We start from the raw sequence: 15,797 nt of genomic DNA on the forward strand, positions 1-15,797 counted from the left end.
TTTCCTCACGAGACAGCGGCCATCGGTTGCGCGTTGGCAACCAGCAGGCGTTTGATTTCCGGTACACAGGAGCCGCACTGCGTGCCGCAACCCAATTCCTGTTTCAGCCCTTGCAAATCCAGGCCACGTTCAATGCCGGCGCAGATCGCACGCTGGCTGACGTTCAAGCAATTGCACAGTGTTTTGCTGCCTCCGGCCGCCGCGCCAACATTGCCTGGCGGCGCGCTCAAAGGCGCCAGCAGCCAACGGCGCAGTTGCTCATCGGCACGGCCTTCCTGCCACAGGTTCTGCAGCCAATGCCGGGCGAGGGTTTCGCCGGCCAGGCGGATGGCGGTGATGCGACCGTTTTCGATCCGCACCCGTTTACCGATGGCGCGACGGGGATCGTCGTAGGCCAGTACCGGCCCGTCGATCAGCCCCAGCTGTTCGTCGATCGCTTGCAGCAGGTCGGGATCAGGCGCCACGGCGCTGGCGGCGCGAATCAGCAGCGCCGGACGTTCACGGCCGGTCAGGCTCAGGCTGACGTAGGCAAACGCCTCACACAGCGGACGCAACGTCTCCAGATGCTGTTGGACATCACCCTCGATCAGGGCGAAAAGTTGCCAAGGCAGGTTCACCGGTTCCAGGCGCACGCCGCTGTGTTTGAGTTCCGGTTGCTTTGACAAGGGATCGAAAGCCGGTTGAGTCAGGGTATTAACCCCACCCTTGAGGAACCGGTCGCCCCAGTGCATCGGCAGGAACGCCTGGCCGGGCCGCACGCTTTCGTCGCTGTCCACGGCCACGATCACCGCGCCACGGCGGCTCTTGAGGCTGACCAGGTCGCCCGGTTGCAGGCGCTGGCGCTGCAGTTCGTCGGGGTGCAGGCTGAGTACGGCTTCGTTCACGTGGCCGAACAGTTGCGCGGCGGTGCCGGTGCGGCTCATGCCGTGCCACTGGTCCCGCAGGCGACCGGTGTTGAGGGTCAGCGGGTAACGTGCGTCACGCAGCTCCCTGGCGGCGCGATACGGTTCGGCGACAAACCGCGCACGGCCATTGTCGGTAGGAAAAATCCCATCCACGTACAGACGCGCCGTTCCGACCGTGGCGCCGTCCGGGAAGGGCCACTGCTGGGGACCAAGCTGATCGATCAGTGCATGGCTGATACCGGACAGGTCGAGGTCGCGACCCCGGGTCAACTGCTTGTATTCGTCGAACAACTGGGCCGGTGCGTCAAAGGCGAACAGGCTGGGCTGGCCCGGCCGCAGACGTTTCTCCAGGCGTTGGGCGAAATCCACGGTAATCGCCCAGTCCGGTCGTGCTTCGCCCGGTGCGCCAACGGCCCGACGGACGTGGGAAATACGTCGTTCGGAGTTGGTCACCGAACCTTCCTTCTCGCCCCAACTGGCGGCTGGCAACAGCAGGTCGGCAAACCCGGCGGTTTCGGTGGTCCGGAAGGCCTCTTGCAGCACCACGAACGGGCAGGCTTGCAGGGCCTCCCGAACCGCCGTCTGGTCCGGCATCGATTGGGCCGGGTTGGTGCAGGCAATCCACAAGGCCTTGATCTTGCCATTGCGCACCTGCTCGAACAGCTCGATGGCGCTCAAGCCGGGAGTGGCGGGCAATTGCTCGACGCCCCAGTACTCGGCCACTTCGGCGCGATGCTCCGGGTTGGCGGCTTCGCGGTGGCCCGGCAACAGGTTCGACAGGCTGCCGGTTTCCCGACCGCCCATGGCGTTGGGCTGGCCAGTCAGCGAGAACGGCCCGGCACCCGGACGGCCGATCTGCCCGGTGGCCAGGTGCAAATTGATCAAGGCACTGTTCTTCGCGCTGCCGGCGGTGGACTGGTTCAGGCCCATGCACCACAGCGACAGGAAGCTGGGGGCCGTGCCGACGGCTTCGGCGCACTGGTGCAGTTGCTCGACGCTGATGCCGCACAACTGGGCAACCATGGCCGGGGTGTAATCGCGAACCAGGTTCTTCAGGTCCGCCAGGCCTTCGGTGTGGGCCTTGATGAAGTCGCGGTCGACCCAGTCTTCCCACAACAGCAGGTGCAAAATCCCATGGAACAAGGCGACGTCGGTCCCCGGCAGGATCGCCAGGTGCAGGTCCGCCAGGTCGCAGGTGTCGGTGCGCCGGGGGTCGATGACGATGATTTTCATCTGCGGCCGGCGGGATTTGGCTTCTTCGAGGCGACGAAACAGGATCGGATGCGCGTAGGCCATGTTACTGCCGACGATCATGACGCAGTCGCTCAGCTCCAGGTCTTCATAACTGCAGGGCGGCGCGTCGGCACCGAGGCTGCGTTTGTAGCCCACCACCGCCGAGGACATGCACAGCCGGGAATTACTGTCGATGTTGTTGGTGCCGACCAGGGCCCGGGCAAGTTTGTTGAAGGCGTAGTAGTCCTCTGTCAGTAACTGGCCGGAGATGTAGAACGCTACACTGTCGGGGCCGTGTTCGGCGATGGTTTCGGCGAACACGCTGGCGGCGTGCTCCAGGGCGTTGTCCCAGTCGGTGCGGGCCCGAGCCAGGCCTTTGCCCAGGCGCAGCTCGGGGTACAGGGCCCGCGCGGCGAGGTCGCCGGTCAGGTGCAGGGTCGAGCCCTTGCTGCACAGTTTGCCGAAGTTGGCCGGGTGGGCGGGATCGCCACTGACGCCGAGGATGCGCTCGTCGTCATGTTCGATCAGCACGCCGCAACCGACCCCGCAGTAACAGCAGGTCGAGGCAGTGGTCTGGCGGTTCATCAGCTTGCGTCCCGTAGCGCCAACAGCACCCGGCCGTTCTCGACCCGTGCCGAATGATGATGGGCACAACCCACATCCGGTGCCTGGGCCTGGCCGGTCTCCAGATCGATCTGCCAGTTGTGCAGCGGGCAGGCCACGCGCTTTCCGTAGATCAGCCCCTGGGACAACGGACCACCCTTGTGCGGGCAGCGGTCATCGAGTGCGAAAACTTCATCGTTGCTCGTGCGAAAAATCGCGATGTCACCTTTCGGGCCATTGATGATGCGCGAGCCCAGGGCGTTGATGTCTTCCAGCGCGCAGATATCCAGCCAGTTCATGCCGGCACCTCCAGGTTCTTCACGGGGATGACTTCAAACTCTTTCTTCAGCTGGGGTTGTTCCAGGCGCTGTTTCCACGGGTCCTGTTCCAGGGACAAGGAAAATTTCAGGCGCTCGTGAAGTGCCTTGCGCCGCACCGGGTCTTCGAGCACGGCTTTCTTGATGTGCTCCATGCCGACCCGCTGCATGTAGTGCACGGTGCGCTCGAGGTAGAAGGCTTCTTCGCGGTACAGCTGCAGGAAGGCTCCGTTGTATTCACGCACTTGCTCGGCGGTCTTGAGCTTGACGAAGAACTCGGCGACCTCGGTCTTGATCCCGCCGTTGCCGCCGATGTACATCTCCCAGCCGGAATCGACACCGATAATGCCTACGTCCTTGATGCCGGCTTCCGAGCAGTTGCGCGGGCAACCGGAGACAGCCAGCTTTACCTTGTGCGGCGACCACATGTTGAACAGGTCGTGCTCCAGTTCGATACCCAGTTGGGTGGAGTTCTGTGTGCCGAAGCGGCAGAACTCGCTGCCGACGCAGGTCTTCACGGTGCGGATGGACTTACCGTAGGCGTGGCCGGACGGCATGTCGAGGTCGGCCCAGACGCCGGGCAGGTCCTGCTTCTTGATACCGAGCAAGTCGATGCGCTGACCACCGGTGACCTTGACCATCGGCACGCTGTATTTGTCGGCCACGTCGGCAATGCGCCGCAGCTCCGACGGCGTGGTCACGCCGCCCCACATCCGTGGGACGACCGAGTAGGTGCCGTCCTTCTGGATGTTGGCGTGGGCACGCTCGTTGATCAGCCGCGATTGCGGATCGTCGTGGGCTTCGCCGGGCCAGGTGGAAATCAGGTAGTAGTTCAGGGCCGGGCGGCAGGTGGCGCAGCCGTTCGGGGTGCGCCAGTTCAGGTAGCTCATGGTCCCGGCGATGGTCAGCAGGTGCTCGTCGCGGATCGCCTGGCGGATCTGGCCGTGGTTGAGGTCGCTGCAGCCGCAGATGGCTTTTTCGCTTTTCGGTTTGACGTCTGCCGCGCCGCCGACGGTGTTGATGAGGATCTGCTCGACCAGCCCGGCGCAGGAGCCGCAGGAACTGGCGGCCTTGGTGTGTTTCTTCACGTCATCGACGCTGAACAGCCCGTGTTCCTGGATCGCCTTGACGATGGTGCCCTTGCACACGCCGTTGCAGCCGCAGACCTCGGCGGAGTCGGCCATGCTCATGGCTTTGTCCTGGCCCTGGTGTCCTACGTCGCCCAAGGCGTTTTCGCCGAACATGAGGTGATCGCGGATCTCGCTGATGGCGGCATTCTCACGGATCTGGCGGAAATACCAGCCGCCATCTGCCGTATCGCCGTACAGACAGGCGCCGACCAACACGTCATCCTTGATCACCAGTTTCTTGTAGACGCCGCCGATGGGGTCGGAGAGGGTGATGGTCTCGGTGCCTTCGCCGCCCATGAAGTCCCCGGCGGAAAACAGGTCGATGCCGGTGACCTTGAGCTTGGTCGAGGTCACCGAACCTTTGTAGGTGGCGAAGCCCAGTTGCGCGAGGTGGTTGGCGCAGACCTTGGCCTGTTCGAACAGCGGGGCCACCAGGCCGTAGGCGGTGCCGCGATGGTTGGCGCATTCGCCGATGGCGTAGATGCGCGGGTCGTAGGTCTGCATGGTGTCGTTGACCAGGATCCCGCGGCTGCACGGGATGCCGGATTTTTCCGCCAGTTCGACGTTAGGGCGGATGCCGGCCGCCATCACCACTAGATCGGCAGGGATGATGTCGCCGTTCTTGAACTGCACCGAACCGACCCGGCCATTGCCGGCATCGTGGAGGGCCTGGGTCTGCTCGCTGAGACGGAATTTCAGGCCGCGGTCTTCCAGGGCGGTTTGCAGCAGTTGGCCGCTGGTCTTGTCCAGTTGCCGCTCCAGCAGCCATTCACCCAGGTGCACCACGGTCACGTCCATGCCGCGCAGCTTCAAGCCATTGGCCGCTTCCAGGCCCAGCAGGCCGCCGCCGATCACCACGGCATGCTTGTGGGTCTTGGCGGTGTCGATCATCGCCTGGGTGTCGGCGATGTCGCGGTAGCCGATCACGCCGTCGAGCGTGTGGCCGGGAATCGGCAGGATGAACGGCGTGGAACCGGTGGCGATCAGCAGGCGATCGTACTCGGCCTCAGTACCGTCTTCAGCGATGACCCGACGCTTGACCCGGTCGATCTCCACGACCTTGCGGTTGAGCAGCAGGTTGATGTGGTTGTCCTGGTACCAGCTCAAATCATTGAGGACGATTTCTTCGAAGGTCTGTTCGCCGGCGAGCACGGGGGAGAGCAGGATGCGGTTGTAGTTGGTGTGGGGCTCGGCACCGAACACCGTGATGTCGTACAGCTCGTTGCTCAGCTTGAGCAGTTCTTCGAGGGTTCGAACCCCGGCCATACCGTTGCCGATCATCACCAGTTTGAGTTTTTTCATCAGGGTTCTCCGCAAGCCCAGACCGGTTTCGTCACGTTTCATCACGGCGATCGGACTGGCTCGGCAATTTTCACGAAAACAAAAAAAGGCGTCCCGCTAGTGTGCTAGCGAGGACGCCTTTGTCCTGGTCCCGTTCTCTCGGGAAGCACCGCCTTCATCGTTGGAGGCGTTGCTTTATGTCTGTTGAGAGGGGTTATGCAGCGGTTGTGCCAAGTGGCGTTGGGGCGCGGTTTTATTGAAGGGTTCGACGATGTAATGGCGTGTCGGGGGATTTATTGCACCGAATGAAAGCGGGTTGCACGGTAATGGCGCGTGGGACCGATGGTGTGCAGTGACGGGCAAGCCGCCATCGCGAGCAGGCTCGCTCCCACAATGGATCTCAGTCGTACACAAGGCAGGTGCAGCAGATCCCTGTGGGAGCGAGCCTGCTCGCGATGGGCGCAACCGGATCTCAGCTGTGAAACACCAGAAACAGCAGCACAATGTTCGCCACCAAAGACACCAGCGCCAAGGTCCGCCAGACCTTCAGCGGTTCGCGCTCCAGCAGTGGCCGGGGCCTGACGCTCAAGCTGCGGCGCTCGCCCTGTTCCAGCAACAACAGCCATTCCTCGGCGGTTTCAAAGCGCTCGTCCGGCGTCGCCACGACGGCGCGCTCCAGGCTTTGTCCAAGCCATTCGGGCAGGTCCGGCCGATAGCGGCTGGCGCTGACCGGTACGCCAAAGCGCGGTCGCTGGAATGCTTCGACTTCGCCGTAGGGATAATGCCCGGTCAGCAGGAAATACAGGGTCACACCGACGGCATACAGGTCCTGTTGCGCCGTCGGTGCGGTGCCTGCGAAAGCTTCCGGGGCGATATAGCTGGGGGTGCCCGGTAACACGTTGGCCTGGTCTTCGGACAGGCCCGGGCAGTACGCCAGCCCGAAATCCAGCAGACGCAGCTCCCCATCGTCTCCCAGGTGCAGGTTCTCCGGCTTGATGTCGCGGTGGTAGATCTGCCGTCGATGCAACAACCCCACCGCCCGCACCAGTCGTTGCGCCAGGTCCAGCCATTGAGCCAGGGGCAAGGCGCCGGCCTGGTGGAACAGCTCGGCCAGGGTCATGCCCGGGTATTCGCGCATCACGTAATACAGGTGCTGACGCTGGGGAACGCCATGGACTTCCGGAAACTGCCTTCCGGCGACCCGCTTGAGAAACCATTCCTCCGACAGCAACGCCTGCCCGGCCCGGGAGTCATCCCGTAGTTGCACCGGCAGGGTTTTCAGCAGCCACGGCTGGCCCTGGCCGTCGTGTACCCGGTAGAGCAGCGATTGCTGGCTCTGGCCGAGCAATCCTTCGACCTGCCAGCCTTCGAACACCTGGCCTGGTTTCAGTGCCGGGGGAAGAGGCCATTGCTGCAGTTGGATCAGCGCATCGCCGATGCTCGCTTCGCCCAGCGCATCGACCCGCACCAGCAAGGCGCTGGCGTTGTCCTGGCTGCCGGCCAGGTGCGCGGCGTTGACCAGTGTCTGGGCGGCGAGGTTCAGGTCCGGCTGGTCGCGAAGGATGCCGGCGATGGCCGTGTCCCCCAGCACCGCCCAGACGCCATCGCTGAGCAGTACGAAGGTTTCGTCCGTGCGCAGTTCGCCGTCGAGGAAGTCGAGGATCAGATGCTGATCCAGCCCCAGAGCGCGCTTGAGCACATGTTGCATGCCCTGTTGCTCCCAGACGTGATCTTCGCTGACCCGTTGCAGATGATCGGCATGCCAGCGGTAGACCCGGCAATCGCCAACGTGGGCGAGGGTGAAGCGCCGGCCACGCAGCACCAGGGCGCTGACGGTGGTGAGCAGCGGCTGCCCGCCACCGTTGGCCTGTAACCAGCGATTCTGTGCCAGCAACAGCCGGTCCAGTGCCTGGGCCACGCCCCAGGTTTGCGGCGTGGCGTAATAGTCCAGGGCCAGGGCTTGCAAGGTCGAACGGGCGGCCAGCCCGCCATCGGCGCATTGACTCACGCCGTCGGCGATGGCGAACAGGTAACCCTTGCTGGCGGCCAGCGCCGGGGCCGGGGTGACCAGGCGCAGGGCGTCCTGGTTTTCTTCCCGTGGGCCGATGGCACTGGCTTCAGCGAAACTCAGTTGCAGGCTCATGGGATTGGTTTATACCCGCGCCGCGGTGACGGCCGCCGAACCCCAGGTGGTTCTCCAGCGACGCTTGACGCCGTACAGGCCGAACCAGGCCAGTACACCCAGGCTCGCGAACAGCCACAGCGCCAGTTGGTAACTGCCGGTGCTTTGCTTGATCGCGCCCATGCCCGCCGCCAGGGCGAAGCCACCGATGCCGCCGGCCATGCCGATCAGCCCGGTCATCACGCCGATTTCGCGGCGGAAACGTTGTGGCACCAGTTGGAACACCGCACCGTTGCCGGCGCCGAGACCGAGCATGGTGCAGACGAACAATGCCAGTGCCGCGTAGGAGTTCGGCAGGTTGAAGCCCACCGCCGCGATGCAGATGGCTGCCACGGTGTACATGCCCAGCAAGGTGCGGATACCGCCGAAACGATCCGCCAGGGCGCCACCCAACGGCCGCATCAGGCTGCCACCGAAAACACAGGCCGCGGTGTAGTAGCCGGCGGTCACGGGGCTCAGGCCATATTGGTCGTTGAAGTAGCCGGGCAGGGCGCTGGCCAGGCCGATGAAGCCGCCGAAGGTCACGCTGTAGAAGAACATGAACCACCAGCTGTCACGATCACCCAGGGCCTTGAGGTAGTCGGCCATGGATTTGGCTTTCGGCCGCTCGGGCGCATTCTTGGCCAGCCAGGCGAAGACCACCAGGGTCAGGATCAATGGGACCAGTGCGAAGCCGAACACGTTGCTCCAGCCGAAGGCGGCGGCCATCAGCGGCGCGATGATCGCGGCCAGCACGGTGCCCGAGTTGCCGGCACCGGCGATGCCCATGGCCTTGCCCTGGTGTTGTGGCGGGTACCACTGGGACGCCAATGGCAGGGCGACGGCGAACGAAGCACCGGCCATGCCGAGGAACAGGCCCAGCAGCAGCGCCTGTTCATAGCTGTGGATGCCCAGTTTCCAGGCACAGAACAGCGCGCAGATCACGATCACCTGGCCCACCATGCCGGCGGTTTTCGGTGAAGTCCGGTCGGCCAGCAGGCCCATGAACAGGCGCAGCACGGCACCGGCCAGGATCGGTGTCGCCACCATCAGGCCGCGTTGCTGGGTGGTCAGATGCAAGTCGGTGGAAATTTGCACCGCCAGCGGGCCGAGCAGGTACCAGACCATGAAGCTCAGGTCGAAATAGAGGAAGGCCGCGAACAATGTCGGGGTGTGGCCGGATTTCCAGAAGCTTGAATTCATCGCGCACCTCAGCGGTTAAAGTCTCGAAAAAAGTCGGTGCTTCGAAGTGGTGCGCCACGACGGCGACCCCACCGACCCCGGACGGTGGGGCCAAAGCAAAAAAACGCCGCAACCCGGATCGCCGAGGGGGCGAGCAAGGTGTGCGACGTCTTTGTCGTAGGTGGGGCAACCGCCGTTGGTTACCTGTGGGGTTGCTTAAGCGAGATCTGTGCCAACAGCGGGGTCGAGGGGACTATCGCGAGCAGGCTCGCTCCCACAGTTGATCCGGGGCTATGCAGATGCTGCGTTTACCCGGGAGCCTCCTGTGGGAGCGGGCTTGCTCGCGAAAGCGGTGGGTCAGTCGATGAAGATGTTGGATGGAAAACCGTCATCGCGAGCAGGCTCGCTCCCACAGTTGATCCGGGGCGGTGCAGATGCTGCGTTCACCCGGGAGCTCCCTGTGGGAGCGAGCCTGCTCGCGATAGCGTCGGCCCAGGCGCTATAAGGCCGTCAGCCCAGCAACTCATTCATGGCAATGATCTGCTCGGCCACCTGGATCAGCTTCTGCTGGCGGCTCATGGCCTGGCGGCGCATCAGGGTGTAGGCCTGTTCTTCATTACAATCCTTCATCTTCATGAGCATGCCCTTGGCCAGTTCGATGCGTTTGCGTTCGGCCAGTTGCTGGTCCCGGGCCAGGAGCTGGGCGCGCAGGGCCTGGTCGCTTTCAAAGCGGGCCATGGCCACGTCGAGGATCGGTTGCAGGCGCGCGGCGTGGATGCCTTCGACGATGTAGGCACTCACCCCCGACTTGATCGCCTGGCGCATCACATCCGGGTCGTGCTCATCGGTGAACATGACGATCGGTCGTGGCTGGTCGCGACTGACCAGCACCACTTGTTCCATGACATCCCGTCCGGGTGACTCGGTATCGATCAGGATCACATCCGGACGCACTGTTTCGACGCGTTCCGGCAGGTCGATGGTCAGTCCGGATTCGTCGATGACGTCGAAACCGGCTTCCACCAGGGCGGCCTTGAGGCGGCCGACTTTTTTCGCGGTGTCGTTGATCAGCAGGATACGCAGCATGGTCGGGCTCCTGTCAGCGGCTGGCGAAAAGGGCTGCCGCATCGCTCAAGGCGTGCAGTTTGAAGCTGCGGGCGTACCCGGCCGGGTCCGAGCCGTCCCAGGTGGTGCCGTCGATCAACTGGCTGCTGCGCATGTCCTGGAAGGTCGACGAAATGCCCAGCGCCGCGCACGCCTGGCGATACAGCTCGAGTTGCTGGACCTCCTGCGCCACGGCCAGGTAGTCCGGGTCTTCCCGCAGCAGGCCCCAGCGCCGGAACTGGGTCATGAACCACATGCCGTCGGACAGGTAGGGCACGTTCACCTCGCCGTCGCCATGAAAACGCATGGCGTGGGGATCCTGCCAGCTATTGCCCAGGCCATCGGCGTAGGTCCCCAGCAGACGGGGTTCGATGCAGTCCAGCGGTGCATCGAGGTATTCGGCGGCGCTCAACAGTTGTGCGGTGCTGCGACGGTTCTCGCTGCTCTGCTCAATGAACCGGCTGGCTTCGAGGACCGTCATCACCAGGGCTCGCGCCGTGTTGGGGTACTGCTCGACGAACGCACGGGTACAGCCCAGGACTTTCTCCGGGTGGTCGGGCCAGATGGTCTGGGTCGTTGCCAGGGTGAAACCGAGGTTCTGTTTCACCGCGCTGGCGCACCAGGGTTCGCCGACGCAGAGTCCGTCGATACGCCCGGCCTGCAAGTGCGCAATCATTTGCGGCGGCGGTACCACCACGCTGTCGACGTCCGACAAGGGGTGAATACCCTGGGCGGCGAGCCAGTAGTAGAGCCACATCGCATGGGTGCCGGTGGGGAATGTCTGGGCGAAGGTCAGTTTCGGGCGAGTTTGGTGCACATGGCGCTCCAGTGCCTCAGGACTGGTCACGCCCATCGCCTGCAAGCCATGGGAAAGGTGGATGCTCTGGCCGTTCTGGTTCAGCCCCATCAGCACCGCCATGTCGGTCGGCGCGACACCGCCGATGCCCAGGTGCACCGCATAGATCAGGCCGTACAGGCTGTGGGCCGCGTCGATTTCACCGCTGACCAGCTTGTCCCGCAGGTTGGCCCAGGACGTCTGGCGCTTGAGGTTCAAGGTCAGGCCGTAGGGTTGGGCGAAGCCCTGGGTGGCGGCTACCACCACCGGGGCGCAGTCACTCAAGGCCATGAACCCCAGGTCGATTGCGCTTTTTTCCGGGGCGTCACTGCCATTGACCCAGGCCAGGGCGTTGGCTGGAACTTCATTCATCGGGGCATCACCTTCCACGTAAAAAGCGCCGTACCCGGACGACTGCCAGAGCAAGGCCGGATGACGACGCCGTTATCCTTTAAACAGTGTGGCACTCATTCCATCGTTGGCATGAGCGTCGATGACCAAAGGGGTGCAAGGCATATGCCATCGGCGCTGTTTTGTGCAGGTGCCTCGCTTGAACCGCCGATGCGCGGCTATAATCGCCGCCTCATTTCGTCGCCCGAGTCAAAGCCGCCCATGTACACCCTGGCCCGTGAACTGCTGTTCAAACTTTCCCCGGAAACCTCCCACGATCTGTCCCTGGACCTGATCGGCGCGGGCGGACGTTTGGGCCTCAATGGTCTGTTGTGCAAGGCGCCGGCGACGTTGCCGGTGAATGTGATGGGCCTCGAGTTCCCTAACCCGGTCGGGTTGGCAGCGGGCCTGGACAAGAACGGCGCGGCCATCGACGGCTTCGCCCAACTGGGTTTCGGCTTCGTGGAAATCGGTACCGTCACGCCACGGCCGCAACCGGGCAACCCCAAGCCACGGCTCTTTCGCCTGCCGCAAGCCGAGGCGATCATCAACCGCATGGGGTTCAACAACCTGGGTGTGGACAACCTGTTGGCCCGTGTGGCTGCTGCCAGATACAAAGGCGTGCTGGGTATCAACATCGGCAAGAATTTCGACACGCCGGTGGAGCGTGCCGTCGACGATTACCTGATCTGCCTGGACAAGGTCTACGCCCACGCCAGCTACGTGACCGTCAACGTCAGCTCCCCGAACACCCCGGGGCTGCGCAGCCTGCAGTTCGGTGACTCCCTCAAGCAACTGCTGGCCGACCTGGCCCGACGTCGTGCCGAACTGGCGGTGATCCATGGCCGGCATGTCCCGCTGGCGATCAAGATCGCGCCGGACATGACCGACGAAGAAACCGCCCAGGTGGCCCAGGCCCTGATCGAGACCGGCATGGACGCGGTGATCGCCACCAACACGACGCTAGGCCGCGAAGGGGTCGAAGGGCTGGAGCACGGTGATGAAGCAGGCGGGTTGTCCGGCGCGCCGGTGCGTGACAAGAGCACCCACACCGTGAAGGTGCTGGCTGGGGAACTGGCCGGGCGCTTGCCGATCATTGCGGCGGGTGGGATCACCGAAGGGCGGCATGCCGCCGAGAAGATCACCGCAGGGGCAAGCCTGGTGCAGATTTACTCGGGCTTCATCTACAAGGGGCCGGCGTTGATTCGTGAATCGGTGGATGCGATTGCGGCGTTGGGGTGATTTCGCGGCTGGCGAATGCTTCTGTGGCGAGGGGATTTATCTGTGGCGAGGGGATTCATCCCCGCTGGGCTGCGCAGCAGCCCCCTTCGATGTATGAGTCGGTGAGGGTATTTCGGTCTTGCGATTTTGGGGCCGCTTCGCATCCCAGCGGGGATGAATCCCCTCGCCACAACGGTGTTCGCAGCTTGAATTTCCGATGAGCATTAAAAAGGGCTCCTCAAAGGAGCCCCTGGGCCGTAGCCCGCCGTCCGGATGGGACGCGCGTGGTTAAATCGTTGTGTGGATCAGATTGTCGAGTTCTTGAGTATTGAGCCCTGTGTCAGCCGACGGCGTGAAGTTCGTTGAGTCTGTGGATACCCGCAGTGCCGGTCATACCGTCCCAGTTGTCGCCGCGTCCTTCTCGCCAGCCATTGATCCAGGCTTGACGTACCGACGGTAGAGTAAAGGGGCAAAGCTCACGGGATTTACCACCAACACCATATTGGTAACCGCGTAAAAATGCTCTTTCCAACGGATCACGCTTAAGTCTTCTCATAGGGTATTGCCCTCACTTGTTGACTGTTACTTCGCGTCGGCCCCTGTCGGGGCCGGGGCAGAATCATTCTGCCGTTGGTGGCTCGTTGCCGGCGTGACGAGCCAAGGTGTTGGCGCCGTTGTGACGTCAACCTGTGTTGAGTTCTAACCAAAGCGTCACATGGATGGAATGATCGTTTTGTCATAAGCACGTAACAATAAAGACGTTAGGGCGATAAGTAACACGCTGTTCAGCATCCGCTTTTGAGCAAGACCCCTGTATGATCGGCCCTGCGCCGAAGGGCGCGGTCTTTCCCCGGATGAGAATGTCCCCCCGTTGCACTCGGGTACTATTCGACGAAAGGGACGGGTTTTCACAATTTGTTGCACAGAATTTTTTATCTGCCCCCGCATCTAAGCTCTTTTAACCTGAGCGGCGAGGGTGGACGGCACACCTTCGTGCCACCGGGTGCTCTTGAGAAAAGCACCTGATTGAACCTGACCCGGCAATGCGTTGCCCCGGTCCACTTAGCCAAAGGCTCTGGAACTCCCCATGTCCGACCGTTTCGAACTCTTCCTCACCTGCCCCAAGGGACTCGAAGGCCTGCTTCTCGAGGAAGCCATCGGGCTTGGCCTTGAAGAGGCGCGCGAGCACACTTCCGCCGTGCGTGGCATGGCCGACATGGAGACGGCGTATCGCCTGTGCCTGTGGTCGCGCCTGGCCAACCGCGTGTTGCTGGTTCTCAAGCGTTTTGCGATGAAAAACGCCGAGGATCTGTACCACGGCGTGCTGGACGTCGACTGGCAGGACCACATGCTCGCCGATGGCACCCTGGCGGTGGAATTCAGCGGTCACGGTTCGGGCATCGACAATACTCACTTCGGCGCCTTGAAGGTCAAGGATGCCATCGTCGACAAGCTGCGGACCCCCTCGGGCGAGCGGCCATCCATCGACAAGCTCAACCCGGACCTGCGTATTCACCTGCGCCTGGACCGTGGCGAAGCGATCCTCTCCCTGGACCTGTCCGGCCACAGCCTGCACCAGCGTGGTTATCGCCTGCAGCAAGGTGCCGCGCCGCTGAAGGAAAACCTCGCCGCCGCCATCCTGATCCGTGCCGGCTGGCCGCGTATTTCCGCTGAAGGCGGGGCCCTGGCCGACCCGATGTGCGGCGTCGGCACGTTCCTGGTGGAAGCGGGCATGATCGCCACCGACATGGCGCCGAACCTGCGTCGCCAGCAGTGGGGCTTCACCGCGTGGCTGGGCCATGTGCCGGCGCTGTGGAAGAAACTCCACGAAGAAGCCACTGCCCGCGCCGCCGCCGGTCTGGCCAGGCCAGCGCTGTGGATTCGCGGCTACGAAGCCGACCCACGCCTGATCCAGCCGGGTCGCAACAACGTCGAGCGTGCCGGCCTGAGCGAGTGGATCAAGATCTATCAAGGTGAAGTCGCCACGTTCGAACCGCGTCCGGACCAGAACCAGAAAGGCCTGGTGATCTGCAACCCGCCGTACGGCGAGCGCCTGGGCGATGAGGCCAGCCTGCTCTACCTCTACCAGAACCTCGGCGAACGCCTGCGCCAGGCGTGCCTGAACTGGGAGGCGGCGGTGTTCACCGGCGCCCCGGACCTGGGCAAGCGCATGGGTATTCGCAGCCACAAACAGTATTCCTTCTGGAACGGCGCCTTGCCGTGCAAGCTGCTGCTGATCAAGGTGCTGCCGGACCAGTTCGTCACCGGCGAGCGTCGTACCCCGGAACAGCGTCAGGCCGAGCGCGAGCAAGCCCGCCTGGAGCAGGAAGAGCAGGGGCAGGCGCCTGAGGTACCGCAAGAGCGCCGGTACAACAAGAATGGCAACCCGATCAAGCCGACCCCGGCCCCCGCGCCTGTGGTCGAGCAGGCGCGTTTGAGCGAAGGCGGGCAGATGTTCGCCAATCGCCTGCAAAAGAACCTCAAGCAGTTGGGTAAATGGGTCAAGCGCGAAGGCGTCGAGTGCTATCGGGTCTATGACGCCGACATGCCGGAATACTCCATGGCGATCGATCTCTATCACGACTGGGTGCACGTGCAGGAATATGCCGCGCCAAAGTCCATCGACCCGGAAAAGGCTTCGGCCCGGTTGTTCGATGCCCTGGCGGCCATTCCCCAGGCCCTGAACGTCGACAAGAGCCGCGTGGTGATCAAGCGGCGTGAGCGCCAGAGCGGCACCAAGCAGTACGAGCGCCAGAGCGCCCAGGGCAAGTTCACCGAGGTCAATGAGGGGGGTGTGAAGCTGCTGGTCAACCTGACCGACTACCTGGACACCGGGCTGTTCCTCGACCACCGGCCGATGCGCCTGCGGATCCAGAAGGAGGCGGCCGGCAAGCGCTTCCTCAACCTGTTCTGCTACACCGCGACCGCCAGTGTCCATGCGGCCAAGGGCGGCGCCCGGAGCACCACCAGCGTCGATCTGTCGAAAACCTACCTGGACTGGGCGCGACGCAACCTGTCGCTCAATGGTTTTTCGGACAAGAACCGCCTGGAGCAGGGCGATGTGATGGCCTGGCTTGAAGCCAGCCGTGACGAATACGACCTGATCTTCATCGACCCACCGACCTTCTCCAATTCCAAGCGCATGGAAGGCGTGTTCGATGTGCAGCGCGATCACGTCCAATTGCTGGACCTGGCCATGGCCCGCCTGGCGCCGGGGGGCGTGCTGTACTTCTCCAACAATTTCCGCAAGTTCCAGCTCGAGGACAACCTCGGCGAGCGCTACGCGGTGGAGGAAATCACCGCCGCGACCATCGATCCGGACTTTGCCCGCAACAGCAAGATCCACCGCGCCTGGAAAATCATGGCCCGTTGATTTCCTGATTGGATCCACGAAGCCTTGTAAATCAAGGCTTCTGGCCGATTTTAGGACTGGTC

Annotated in this window: 10 protein-coding genes; 2 read left to right on the forward strand and 8 right to left on the reverse strand. The window is 63.2% G+C overall.

Features of this window, described 5'->3' with window-relative positions; all coding sequences use genetic code 11:
• Positions 1–5: 5 nt before the first annotated feature.
• From LOY67_RS08770 to LOY67_RS08800, 7 genes are all read right to left on the reverse strand, one after another.
• Positions 6–2,723 (reverse strand): nitrate reductase, encoded by a 2,718-nt coding sequence (locus LOY67_RS08770; protein WP_265066807.1) that lies wholly within the window; start codon positions 2,721–2,723, stop codon positions 6–8.
• A complete protein-coding gene (gene nirD / locus LOY67_RS08775) occupies positions 2,723–3,040 on the reverse strand; it encodes a nitrite reductase small subunit NirD (RefSeq protein WP_265066808.1) in 318 nt (105 codons plus the stop codon). Before nirD ends, LOY67_RS08770 begins: the two co-directional genes overlap by 1 nt.
• Positions 3,037–5,490: a nitrite reductase large subunit NirB gene (gene nirB / locus LOY67_RS08780; protein ID WP_265066809.1), complete on the reverse strand. Its 2,454-nt coding sequence runs from the start codon at positions 5,488–5,490 to the stop codon at positions 3,037–3,039. Before nirB ends, nirD begins: the two co-directional genes overlap by 4 nt.
• A 451-nt stretch (positions 5,491–5,941) precedes the next feature.
• Positions 5,942–7,612: a bifunctional protein-serine/threonine kinase/phosphatase gene (locus LOY67_RS08785; RefSeq protein WP_265066810.1), complete on the reverse strand. Its 1,671-nt coding sequence runs from the start codon at positions 7,610–7,612 to the stop codon at positions 5,942–5,944.
• 9 nt (positions 7,613–7,621) lie between these two features.
• The gene (locus LOY67_RS08790) at positions 7,622–8,833 is read right to left on the reverse strand and encodes a nitrate/nitrite transporter (protein ID WP_265066811.1); all 1,212 of its coding nucleotides are present in this window, start codon (positions 8,831–8,833) and stop codon (positions 7,622–7,624) included.
• A gap of 489 nt (positions 8,834–9,322) precedes the next feature.
• Positions 9,323–9,898 carry an ANTAR domain-containing response regulator gene (locus LOY67_RS08795; protein WP_024776757.1) on the reverse strand — a complete coding sequence of 192 codons (576 nt, stop codon included), beginning with the start codon at positions 9,896–9,898 and terminating at the stop codon, positions 9,323–9,325.
• Between the two features lie 13 nt (positions 9,899–9,911).
• The gene (locus LOY67_RS08800) at positions 9,912–11,123 is read right to left on the reverse strand and encodes a CmpA/NrtA family ABC transporter substrate-binding protein (RefSeq protein WP_265066812.1); all 1,212 of its coding nucleotides are present in this window, start codon (positions 11,121–11,123) and stop codon (positions 9,912–9,914) included.
• A 240-nt stretch (positions 11,124–11,363) separates the two neighbouring features.
• Between LOY67_RS08800 and LOY67_RS08805 the strand changes: the two genes are divergently transcribed.
• A complete protein-coding gene (locus LOY67_RS08805) occupies positions 11,364–12,383 on the forward strand; it encodes a quinone-dependent dihydroorotate dehydrogenase (RefSeq protein WP_265067727.1) in 1,020 nt (339 codons plus the stop codon).
• 319 nt (positions 12,384–12,702) lie between these two features.
• Here the strand turns inward: LOY67_RS08805 and rmf are convergent, their stop codons facing one another.
• Positions 12,703–12,918 (reverse strand): ribosome modulation factor, encoded by a 216-nt coding sequence (gene rmf / locus LOY67_RS08810; RefSeq protein ID WP_003223300.1) that lies wholly within the window; start codon positions 12,916–12,918, stop codon positions 12,703–12,705.
• A gap of 531 nt (positions 12,919–13,449) precedes the next feature.
• Here rmf and rlmKL point away from each other — a divergent pair.
• Positions 13,450–15,735: a bifunctional 23S rRNA (guanine(2069)-N(7))-methyltransferase RlmK/23S rRNA (guanine(2445)-N(2))-methyltransferase RlmL gene (gene rlmKL / locus LOY67_RS08815; protein WP_265066813.1), complete on the forward strand. Its 2,286-nt coding sequence runs from the start codon at positions 13,450–13,452 to the stop codon at positions 15,733–15,735.
• Positions 15,736–15,797: the final 62 nt, after the last annotated feature.

This window comes from Pseudomonas sp. B21-056 (assembly GCF_026016325.1).
Lineage (GTDB): Bacteria > Pseudomonadota > Gammaproteobacteria > Pseudomonadales > Pseudomonadaceae > Aquipseudomonas.

Bases quoted from the DNA above. Each gene is read 5' to 3' on its own strand.
- LOY67_RS08770 (WP_265066807.1), bottom strand. From the start codon at position 2,723: ATGAACCGCCAGACCACTGCCTCGACCTGCTGTTACTGCGGGGTCGGT.
- nirD (WP_265066808.1), bottom strand. From the start codon at position 3,040: ATGAACTGGCTGGATATCTGCGCGCTGGAAGACATCAACGCCCTGGGC.
- nirB (WP_265066809.1), bottom strand. From the start codon at position 5,490: ATGAAAAAACTCAAACTGGTGATGATCGGCAACGGTATGGCCGGGGTT.
- LOY67_RS08785 (WP_265066810.1), bottom strand. From the start codon at position 7,612: ATGAGCCTGCAACTGAGTTTCGCTGAAGCCAGTGCCATCGGCCCACGG.
- LOY67_RS08790 (WP_265066811.1), bottom strand. From the start codon at position 8,833: ATGAATTCAAGCTTCTGGAAATCCGGCCACACCCCGACATTGTTCGCG.
- LOY67_RS08795 (WP_024776757.1), bottom strand. From the start codon at position 9,898: ATGCTGCGTATCCTGCTGATCAACGACACCGCGAAAAAAGTCGGCCGC.
- LOY67_RS08800 (WP_265066812.1), bottom strand. From the start codon at position 11,123: ATGAATGAAGTTCCAGCCAACGCCCTGGCCTGGGTCAATGGCAGTGAC.
- LOY67_RS08805 (WP_265067727.1), top strand. From the start codon at position 11,364: ATGTACACCCTGGCCCGTGAACTGCTGTTCAAACTTTCCCCGGAAACC.
- rmf (WP_003223300.1), bottom strand. From the start codon at position 12,918: ATGAGAAGACTTAAGCGTGATCCGTTGGAAAGAGCATTTTTACGCGGT.
- rlmKL (WP_265066813.1), top strand. From the start codon at position 13,450: ATGTCCGACCGTTTCGAACTCTTCCTCACCTGCCCCAAGGGACTCGAA.